At 50.7% G+C, this 9,907-nt stretch carries 9 protein-coding genes; 7 read left to right on the forward strand and 2 right to left on the reverse strand.

Translation table 11 applies throughout. The annotated features are described in order from the left end of the window. Positions 1 to 22: 22 nt before the first annotated feature. The 3 genes from AC1DF0_RS30935 (at position 23) to AC1DF0_RS30945 (ending at position 3,150) form a co-directional block, all read left to right on the forward strand. Positions 23 to 844 (forward strand): sulfite exporter TauE/SafE family protein, encoded by an 822-nt coding sequence (locus AC1DF0_RS30935; RefSeq protein WP_442050725.1) that lies wholly within the window; start codon positions 23 to 25, stop codon positions 842 to 844. A gap of 121 nt (positions 845 to 965) precedes the next feature. Next, positions 966 to 1,820, forward strand: coding sequence for an inositol monophosphatase family protein (locus AC1DF0_RS30940; RefSeq protein WP_477577347.1), 855 nt, complete (start codon positions 966 to 968; stop codon positions 1,818 to 1,820). A 160-nt stretch (positions 1,821 to 1,980) separates the two neighbouring features. Beyond that, positions 1,981 to 3,150, forward strand: coding sequence for a PQQ-dependent sugar dehydrogenase (locus AC1DF0_RS30945; RefSeq protein WP_477577349.1), 1,170 nt, complete (start codon positions 1,981 to 1,983; stop codon positions 3,148 to 3,150). Between the two features lie 362 nt (positions 3,151 to 3,512). On the opposite strand, the gene AC1DF0_RS30950 is transcribed toward AC1DF0_RS30945, so the two are convergent. Both AC1DF0_RS30950 and AC1DF0_RS30955 read right to left on the reverse strand, forming a co-directional pair. Next, positions 3,513 to 4,823, reverse strand: coding sequence for a glutamate-1-semialdehyde 2,1-aminomutase (locus AC1DF0_RS30950; protein ID WP_442050728.1), 1,311 nt, complete (start codon positions 4,821 to 4,823; stop codon positions 3,513 to 3,515). A 141-nt stretch (positions 4,824 to 4,964) separates the two neighbouring features. After that, positions 4,965 to 5,996, reverse strand: a complete 1,032-nt coding sequence (locus tag AC1DF0_RS30955; RefSeq protein ID WP_477577351.1) for an LCP family protein — start codon at positions 5,994 to 5,996, stop codon at positions 4,965 to 4,967. 523 nt (positions 5,997 to 6,519) lie between these two features. On the opposite strand from AC1DF0_RS30955, the gene AC1DF0_RS30960 reads away from it, so the two are divergent. The 4 genes from AC1DF0_RS30960 to bcp are packed head-to-tail and all read left to right on the forward strand — an operon-like array spanning position 6,520 to position 9,643. After that, entirely contained in the window at positions 6,520 to 7,545 is a 1,026-nt protein-coding gene (locus tag AC1DF0_RS30960) for an ABC transporter ATP-binding protein (protein ID WP_477577353.1), read from the forward strand. Then, positions 7,542 to 8,336, forward strand: coding sequence for an ABC transporter permease (locus tag AC1DF0_RS30965; RefSeq protein WP_442050730.1), 795 nt, complete (start codon positions 7,542 to 7,544; stop codon positions 8,334 to 8,336). The genes AC1DF0_RS30960 and AC1DF0_RS30965 overlap by 4 nt, the downstream gene beginning before the upstream one ends. Before the next feature lie 6 nt (positions 8,337 to 8,342). Next, positions 8,343 to 9,134 (forward strand): ABC transporter permease, encoded by a 792-nt coding sequence (locus AC1DF0_RS30970; protein WP_442050731.1) that lies wholly within the window; start codon positions 8,343 to 8,345, stop codon positions 9,132 to 9,134. A 32-nt stretch (positions 9,135 to 9,166) separates the two neighbouring features. Continuing rightward, complete coding sequence (bcp, locus tag AC1DF0_RS30975) at positions 9,167 to 9,643, forward strand: thioredoxin-dependent thiol peroxidase (RefSeq protein ID WP_442050732.1); 477 nt, start codon at positions 9,167 to 9,169, stop codon at positions 9,641 to 9,643. The last annotated feature ends 264 nt before the right edge of the window (positions 9,644 to 9,907 follow it).

Raw genomic sequence — 9,907 nt, forward strand, 5'->3', positions numbered from 1 at the left:
CAACTAGAGAGTGGTGATTATCATGTTAAGCTGGCTGCTGCTAGTCGTGCTCGGCGCGGTTGCCGCTATATTCGGAAGCATCGTCGGTCTTGGCGGAGGCATCATTATCGTGCCCGCGCTTATGCTGCTCGGTCCCGTTCTGACGGGCGGAGAGATCGGACACGAGACGGCCGTAGGCACGTCGTTAACGGTGTTGGTCGTAACGGCGCTTGCTTCCACGTTATCCTATGCCAAGCGCAAAATCGTCGATTTCAAGAGCGCGTGGCTTTTTTTCATAACGAGCGGTCCAGCCGCGATGGCGGGTTCTGCTTTGACGGGATTGCTGAAGGACGGCGTATTCCAGCTCGTGTTTGGTATTTTTATGCTGCTCATGGCGGGTCTGCTCATTGCCCGAGATTATATGAAACCGTTTACTCGTGAATGGCCTATCAATCGAAGCTTCACGGATGCCTCCGGTGAGACGCACAGCTATGGTTACGCCATTGCCCCGGCGCTCCTTATCGGCTTTGGCGTAGGCTTAATATCCGGGTTGTTCGGCATTGGCGGAGGGTCTTTATTCGTACCGCTTATGGTACTGCTATTCCGTTTCCCCCCTCATGTGGCGACGGCAACGTCGATGTTCGTCATATTCCTGTCCTCCATCCTGGGCAGCGGCATGCATGCCTTTCTTGGGGAGACGAATTGGCTGTTCGTGCTGGCGCTTGTCCCCGGCGCCTGGATCGGAGGCAAAGCCGGCGCATACATCGCGATGCGCATGAGCGGCAAGGGTCTCATGTGGCTGCTGCGGGTTACGTTGTTGCTGCTTGCGGGACAACTGATTTTTGAGGGCATAAGGGCGTTGTGACCGCGACAGTTCCATTTTTTTTGCGAAACTTGCCTGCCTAGTCATACGTATGTAAACCAATACATTGTTTGAAATGGAACTACATCAACAAAAAATTATGTAAAGAAACGAGTGATGGACCGTGAGCGATCAGCTTAATGCTTCCGTCGTTGGTGGCAAAAGCTTTACCGCTGTTGCTATCAATTGCGCCTCGAAAGCAGGCGAATGGATTAAGACAAAGCTTGGCAATCATGCAAGCCTTGATATAAAGTACTCTTCCCACGATCTTGTAACGGAGGTCGACAAGGGCTCCGAACGTCTGATCAAAAATTTGGTTTTGACCCATTTTCCGCATCATTCCTTCCTGGGAGAAGAAGGTGTAGAGCCTGGGCCGGAAGCCTCTGCAAGAGCGCTGGAAGAAAAGATCGATGCCGAATACCTATGGATCGTTGATCCAATCGATGGTACGACGAACTTCGTACACGGCTTTCCTTTCTTCTGCGTATCGATTGCGCTCGCTTACAAGGGCGAGGTTATCGTCGGTGTTGTGTACGATCCGGTGAAGGATGAGCTGTTTGTCGCTGAGAAAGGCAAGGGAGCTTACGTGCACGGCAAGCGGATGAGCGTATCTAGCGAGGAAACGCTGCGCGGAAGTCTTGTTGCAACGGGACTGCCAGCCGATCATCAATATGCGCTTCCTGTCAATTTGCGAGGGATTACCGCGGTAGCGCCACAGGTGCGCAATCTTCGGATCGCCGGCTCCGCTGCGCTTCATATGGCGTACGTTGCAGCAGGCCGTCTAAGCGGATTTTGGGAGATTGGTCTTAACAGCTGGGACTTGGCAGCAGGCTCGCTTCTCATCCAGGAATCCGGCGGCATCGTAACCGATACGAACGGCAAGCCGTATGATCTGAGCGTACGCAATGTGATGGCCTCGAACGGCCGCATTCAAGACGAGTTAGTCGCCGCGCTGGCAGCAGCGAATGCGAACGAATAGCAATTAGAAGAAGGACAGCATGCCTCACGAGAGAGAGCGCAAATGGCTGTCCTTTTTTTGCATAAAGACAGCGTCTTGTGATTGGTTTCCGATAGAATGTGTCTATAATGCTAGATAAAGAGAGTTGATCGTATCGACTAAAGAACGAGAGAGGATGATCATGATGAATCAAGCACGTCTTGTCAGTTTGGCGGCAGCTGTTGCCGTATTTTCGTTCCTAATTGCAGCCTGCGACAAAAACGAAGCGGAGAAAGCTGGCGTTGCAACGGAAGCACCCACGGCAACCTCGACTGCGGCAGTAACTACTGGCGTTGAGCCATCGCCGTCAATAGTGCCTTCAGATAATCCTGAATCGAATGAGCCATACACGGTGCTTGCTGAGAATCTCAACATTCCCTGGGTCATCGAATTTGATGGAGATACGGTATACATCAGCGAGCGTGAAGGAGCGATCGTCAAGCTGGAGGGCGGTGTCATGGAGCGCCAATCCGTTCAATTGAACAAAAGCGTAAGACATAGGGGAGAAGGCGGCTTTCTCGGCCTACTGCTGTCGCCTGACTTCCACACATCGAAGCTTGCTTACGCCTACCATACCTATGAAGAGCAGGGTTCTCTAATGAACCGTATCGTCCTTATTAAGCAGGAGGGAGAGAAGTGGACTGAAGTTCGCGCACTGCTTGAGGGGATCCCGGGGGCGTCTAACCATGACGGGGGACGAATGGCGATTGGGCCGGGCGGGATGTTATATGTGACAACTGGCGATGCGCAGCAGCCGCAACTGGCGCAAGATAGAAGCAGTCTGGCTGGTAAAATATTAAGGCTGACGCTTGATGGCAAAGTGCCTGCTGACAATCCTTTTGCGAATTCGTATGTATACTCTTACGGACATCGTAATCCGCAAGGACTTGCTTGGGACGATAAGGGCGTCCTGTTCAATACGGAACACGGCCCGTCCGGCGATCCGGGCGGACATGACGAAGTGAACCGCATCGAGGCAGGAGGCAACTATGGATGGCCGACTGTGTACGGAGACGATAATCGCAAAGGGATGATCGCTCCGCTTTATCATACCGGGGAAGAGGCTATTGCGCCCTCTGGCGCTATGATGGATGAGAGCAATCGTCTGTTGATCGCTACGCTTAGAGGTGAAGCGCTCTATCGCTATGATACGGTTGCAGGCAAAATGGAGAAGGTGTTCACAGGCGAGGGAAGACTGCGCGATGTAAAAATTCATGATGGCCGCATTTATGTGATCACGAATAATACGGACGGCAGAGGCATTCCATCCAATACGGATGACAGGCTGTTAATTATTAATAATGTGAAGTAGGGAGAGAGGAATAGAGCTACAAATCAGCTCTATTCCGCCAAATGAGATGTGATAAGGCCGGATAGAGATAGAAAGTATACTTATTCTTCAGGGTGAATGCTGCAAATGTAGCGTCAGGCGGATAGTTGAACAGAATAGAGCTAGAAATCAGCTCTATTCCGCCAAATGAGATGTGATAAGGCCGGATAGAGTTAGAAAATATATCTATTCGCCAGGGTGAGTGCTGCAAATGTAGCGTCAGGCGGATAGTTGGACAGAATAGAGCTAGAAATCAGCTCTATTTCGCCAATTGAGAGGTGTTAAGGATGGATAGAGATAGAAAGTATATCTATCTCTATCTGACCTTTGTAATACGGTTAAGATTACAGCTGCGCCATCGCTTTGTTGACAGCTTCTATTGTCGCGTCGATATCGGCTTGCGTATGGGCTATCGTCATGAACCACGCCTCATATTTGGAAGGAGCAAGATTAATTCCTTGATCGAGCATCAGTCGGAAGAACTTGCCGAACCGTTCACCGTCCGTGTCCTGCGCTTCATCATAGTTGGTTACTTGGTGGTCGCAGAAGTGAGCGGAGAAGGAGCCTTTAATTTGGTTTACAGTTAACGGGATATTGTATTGCTTCGCGGCAAACCGCAAACCGTCTGCAAGACGAGCAGCAAGTCCGTCCATGCGGTCATAGATGCCAGGTTCTTGCAGCAGCTCGAGGCAGGCGATGCCCGCCGAGATCGAGGCAGGATTGCCTGCCATCGTGCCGGCTTGGTAAGCAGGTCCGAGCGGAGCAACCTGCTCCATAATTTCTTTGCGGCCGCCGTAAGCGCCGATCGGCAAACCTCCGCCGATGATTTTGCCCAGCGCCGTCAGATCGGGTTCGATGGCGGCATGGTCGGCGAAGAAGCTGTAAGTCTGAGCAGAGCCGTAGTGGAAGCGGAACGCACTGATGACTTCGTCATAAATGACTAGTGCCCCAGATTCGCGCGTCAACTTGCATAATCCCTCTAAATAGCCTTCATGCGGCATAACCATGCCGAAGTTGCCGACGATTGGCTCAACCATGACAGCTGCCGTATCGTCGCCCCAGCGTTCAAGAGCAAGCTTAAGCGCGTCTAAATCGTTGAAAGGAACGGTAATTACTTCCTGTGCGATGCTGGTCGGGATACCTGCGCTATCCGGAATGCCTAGCGTGGAAGGACCTGAGCCTGCAGCGACGAGGACGAGGTCGGAATGGCCGTGGTAGCAGCCGGCGAACTTAATGATTTTGGTCTTCTTCGTATAGGCACGGGCAACACGAATCGTCGTCATGACGGCCTCTGTACCCGAGTTGACGAAACGAACCTTGTCCATTGAAGGGATCGCTTCCTTCAGCATGCGAGCGAGCGTGATCTCAAGCTCGGTTGGCGTACCGTACAAGGTGCCGTTCTGTGCTGCAGTAACTATTGCTTTCGTAATATGCGGATGGGCATGGCCCGTAATGATTGGTCCATAGGCGGCCAAATAATCGATGTATCGATTATCGTCGACATCCCAAAAGTACGCGCCTTCTGCCCGTTTCATAAATACGGGAGCGCCCCCGCCAACCGCCTTGAACGAGCGGGAAGGACTATTGACGCCGCCTACGATATGTTCCAAAGCTTGTTCATATAGGACGCCGGATTGTGGTCGTTGTAAAGTCATACTCGGTATTCCTCCTAAATTAAACTCATTCAAAACACTATCTACTAGAATACAAAAGCCGAATCAAAAAGTACAATCCGATTGTAAAAAGCAATATCAAAAAAGACGCAGGGGACAATATCGTCCGCTGCGTCTATTACGTTATTCGCTCGGTGTATTCGAGCTGCCATCCGTAGGAACAGGCGTCTCGGAAGGGACGGGAATCGTCTCATCGGACTGCAGCAGTTCCTGAATGTATTCGTGAAGCTCATCCTCGTCCTTGACTGCGATAACGGATGCGCCGCCAACGCGATCTTCAGCGATCAGCTCCATTGGAGGCACTTGGGTCGTGCCGGCTACATGGCTCTTCACGCCCAGTTGACCAAGCTTCAGCATATCATTGACCGACATGTTCATATCGACATAGGGCTGCACGCTCTCCAAAATCTTTTTCATCTGGATGATGTTCCAGGTCGATTGGAGCTCCTTGGCTACCGCTTTAAGGAAGTTGCGCTGCCGTTCGGTCCGTGTGAAGTCGCTCATCGCGTCATGACGGAAGCGAACGTATTGAAGCGCCTTATCGCCGTCAAGATGCTGGAAGCCTTCCTTCAAGTCGATATCGTAGCGGTTCTGGTCGYCGTTATCGGTGTAGCGCATATCTTTTTCGACATAGAAGTCAATGCCGCCTATCGTATCGACAAGCGCTTTGAACCCTTCAAAGTCGGTGTACACATAGTACTGAATATCGAGCCCCAGCAAGTCGCCGACGGTTTTCATGGCCAGCGGGTAATCGCCAAGCGTTAGCGCTGTATTAATACGTCCATGGCCATGGCCTTCAATCTCGACATACGTATCGCGAAGGACGGATAACAGATGCGCCTTCTTCGTCACAGGGTCGAAGGAAGCGACCATTATAGAGTCGGAACGTGCTTTCTGTCCTTCATCCAAGCCGCGGGCATCACCGCCGAGCAGCAAAATATTAACGCGCTCCGTACCTTCCCATTCAGGAATCGGTACTGGTGTTTCAGATGTTCCGTTAGGCGTTGCCTCTACAACCGGGTCCTTGAAATTGTCCAAAGCATTATATACGCCGACGCTCCAATAAATAGCGTAACCGACGACGGCGACAATGATGACCAAGATGCTGATGAGTATCCATTTCCAAGTTTTTTTGGCCTTCGATTTGTTTTGCATTTCGTTAGAAGTGCTCCTTTCAATACGCAAAAGACTGATTACTGTGAAAGCTCGATCTCACACATACATGTACAGCATGAAGACAAGGAAAGCTAAGAAGAAGCTAATATTTGCAGTATAGGGTTGTTTCAGTAGTCTAAATCATTAGATAGCTATTATTTGAAATAATAATTGCTATTCCAGCCCACAGGTGCCGATCCATCCATATTTATGTCTTTGAGTCGGCTAATATTTCTACGCGAAACGGTCTAATGTCACCATAGGTTGACGTAAGGCGTTTACGCTTGAAATATAAGCATTTATAGTTATACTCCTTATAAATAAGCTTATATTTTTACGCGAAACGAGCTTACTCAACCAAAGGTTTGCGTAAGGCGTTTACGCTTGCCCATATCTAATGTAATATTACATATCATAAAATTATAAAGCTGAACGATGCTTGGAAGCAAGTTTTATCGATTCAGCCAACAAAAAATCGTAATTTCCCAGGAAATGTCGAACGAGAGGGGCTAGACAACAATCTATGCTGGCTATAGATGTGAAGGATTTACGCAAGCAATTCAAGGTTCAGAAAAACCGTGAAGGGCTGTCAGGCGCGCTCAAGGACTTGTTCAAGCGCGAATATAACGAGGTAACGGCGGTCAAAGATATTTCGTTCCAAATCCCCCAAGGGGAAATATGCGGCTATATCGGCGAGAACGGGGCGGGCAAGTCGACGACAATCAAAATGCTCACTGGCATCCTAGTGCCGACGGCAGGACATCTCCAAGTTAACGGCTTTGTACCATTCAAGGATCGCGAACAATTCGTAGGTGGCATCGGTGTCGTATTCGGCCAGCGCTCACAGCTATGGTGGGACATCGGCGTTATCGAGTCGTTCCAGTTGCTGCGCAAAGTGTACCGTGTATCGGAGGCCGACTTCCGCAAAAGATTGGACAACCTCGTAGAGCGTCTTCAACTGGGTGATCTGCTTAACCGTCCTGTCCGCAAGCTCAGCCTTGGACAACGGATGCGCTGCGAGCTTGTCGCATCGCTGCTTCACAATCCGTCCATTCTGTTCCTCGACGAGCCGACGATCGGCCTTGATATCGTCGTGAAGACGGAGATTCGCGACTTCCTATTGGAAATGAACCGCGAGCACGGCACGACGATTCTGCTCACGACGCATGACCTGCAAGATATCGAAGCGTTATGCTCGCGCGTCATTATGCTGGACGACGGCCGCATCATTTATGACGGCGGGCTGGACGATCTTAAGAGCCGCTGGAGCAAGGGCCGCGAGATTCAGTTCCAATTCGCAGGTCATACGCCTCTGGCGAAGCTGCAGCAGTTGACCGAAGAGCTTGCCGTAACGTGGTCGCTTGAGAATGACGTGACCGCGAAAATGTGGCTGCCCCATGAGGTGAACGTATCCGACGCTCTCTCGAAGGTCGTGGCCGGCACAGAAATACGCGACATTAAGATTTTCGAGACGAACACGGACGATATCGTCCGCAGCATCTATTCATCGGGCTCCGCCGAAGTCTCGAAGGAGACGAGCGGACAATGACGAGCGCTTATATCGACTTTATTCGGATACGTTTCCTGATGATGCTCGCTTACCGCGTTAACTATTATAGCGGTATCATTATTTATGCGATTAACATCGGCGCGTATTATTTTTTGTGGCAGGCGATCTATGGCGACAAGGAGACGCTTCAGGGTTTTACCGTTGCTCAGATGACGACTTACATTGCTGTCTCATGGATGGCGAGAGCGTTTTATTTCAATAACCTGGACCGCGAGATTGCGAACGAAATCCGTGACGGCAGCGTCTCGGTGCAGCTCATCCGGCCCTATTCCTATCTGTTCGTGAAAATGATGCAAGGCTTCGGCGAGGGCTTGTTCCGCATGCTTCTGTTCATGGTACCGGGCATGATCATCGTCTGTCTGCTGTTCCCGGTGAAGCTGCCGACCGATGCAACGACATGGCTGATCTATCTCGTCATGCTGTTCTTTAGCTTCCTCATCAATTCACAAATCAATATTCTGACCGGATTATTCGCCTTCTTCGTCGAAAATAACGAGGGAATGATGCGCATGAAGCGCGTCATGGTCGACCTGTTCTCCGGCGTCGTCGTGCCGATCGCCTTCTTCCCAGGCTGGCTGTCGGGCATTATGCAGTGGCTGCCGTTCCAAGCGATTACGTATTTGCCGAGCTCGGTATTTACGGGACGTACGCCTAGCAACGAAATTGCCGGGGTGCTCGGCTTGCAGGTGATATGGTTTGTAGGACTATTAATTCCGATATGGCTCGTGTGGCGTGCAGCGCGCAGGCGGCTGTTCGTGCAAGGGGGATAAGCAGAGATGAGATATGCAGAGCTATTCTGGGAATATATTAAGAACTATGCCAAGACACGCCTGACTTACAGGGCGGACTTTTGGATCGAAGTGCTGTCCGATTTGCTGTTCCAAGGGATGAATCTGATCTTTATATTGATCGTATTCCAGCATACGCCATCGCTTGGCGGCTGGTCGGAGGCGGAGGTCGTCTTCGTTTACGGTTTCTTCATGATTCCATATGGCGTCTTCGCCACGTTCTTCAGTATTTGGAATTTCAGCGAACGCTACATCGTGAAGGGCGAGATGGACCGGGTGCTTACAAGGCCAGCTCACAACCTTTACCAAGTTTTGCTTGAAAACGTCGACCCGCCGTCTCTGATTGGCTCGTTCGTCGGTGCCGTCATTATGGTTATCTGCTGGGTGCAGCTTGGCTTGCCGTTCCATGTGCTGGACATTGTAATGCTGCTCTTGTTCGTCATCGGGGCGGTACTTATTTACGCGGGACTATACACAGCGCTAAGCGCGTTGTCCTTTTACTCGGATGCTCCGACTGGTATCGTGCCTCTGATGTACAACATTCAGAACTATGGTCGCTACCCAGTGAACATTTATAACAAATTGATACGCTTCGTGCTGACTTGGCTTCTTCCGTTCGCCTTCGTTGGCGTAATACCGGCGTCGTATTTCTTGGAGCAGAAGGCGGACGACTTGTCGCGACTAGCTTGGTTCACGCCGATTATGGGTATTATCGTATTCGGGCTTGGTCTTGCGTTTTGGAATAACGGCGTCAAACGATATAGGGGAGCAGGCTCGTAAGGTTAAGAGCTTGAAGCAGGGGGATACAATACATGGTTCAATTGCATATAGGCAAAAAAGCGCCGAACTTCACGCTTAAAGCGTCGAACGGAGAGACGGTTAAGCTTAGCGATTATATCGGCCATCCGGTCGTTCTGTTTTTCTATCCGAAGGACCTGACGGCGACTTGCACGCAGCAGGCATGCGACTTCCGCGATGCACATTCGGAATATCGCGGGCTGGATGCCGTAGTCCTCGGCATAAGCGCCGACGATGTGAAGTCGCATGTGAAGTTCGTAGAGAAGAAGGAGCTGCCGTTCCTGCTGCTCGCCGACACCGCGAAGAAGGTATGCGAGAAGTACGGCGTCTGGCAGCTTAAGAAGCTGTACGGCCGAGAATATATGGGCATCGTTCGCTCCACTTTCCTGATCGACAAGAAGGGCAAGCTCGTGCGCGAGTGGCGCAAAGTGAAGATCAAGGATCATGTGCAGCAGGTGCTTGAAGCCATACAAGAGCTCGACCGCAAATAAATAGGCGAGCAGAGCAAAGAAGCAGGCGAGGGAGCGTTCCCTTAGCCTGCTTCTTTGTGCTGTATGAAAGCTATGTTGGATATTTGCAATAACTTTGGCCGATTTGGGAGGAACTTTGGTCAAGTCCAAAGTTGTGTGTAAAATCCTCGAACAGAAAGCCTACTCGTCGCGAGTAGGTTTTTCGGTTGTCTTTGGTGTTTTCTTTCGCCACTCGTGGTACTCGGTCATTTCAATATATTTCTTGCCTACCGACCATTTTTCATC

Source organism: Paenibacillus sp. 05T425, from assembly GCF_056396205.1.

Coding starts and splice junctions, on each gene's coding strand:
- AC1DF0_RS30970 (WP_442050731.1), top strand. CDS start 8,343: ATGAGATATGCAGAGCTATTCTGGGAATATATTAAGAACTATGCCAAG.
- AC1DF0_RS30950 (WP_442050728.1), bottom strand. CDS start 4,823: ATGACTTTACAACGACCACAATCCGGCGTCCTATATGAACAAGCTTTG.
- AC1DF0_RS30935 (WP_442050725.1), top strand. CDS start 23: ATGTTAAGCTGGCTGCTGCTAGTCGTGCTCGGCGCGGTTGCCGCTATA.
- AC1DF0_RS30960 (WP_477577353.1), top strand. CDS start 6,520: ATGCTGGCTATAGATGTGAAGGATTTACGCAAGCAATTCAAGGTTCAG.
- AC1DF0_RS30965 (WP_442050730.1), top strand. CDS start 7,542: ATGACGAGCGCTTATATCGACTTTATTCGGATACGTTTCCTGATGATG.
- AC1DF0_RS30945 (WP_477577349.1), top strand. CDS start 1,981: ATGATGAATCAAGCACGTCTTGTCAGTTTGGCGGCAGCTGTTGCCGTA.
- bcp (WP_442050732.1), top strand. CDS start 9,167: ATGGTTCAATTGCATATAGGCAAAAAAGCGCCGAACTTCACGCTTAAA.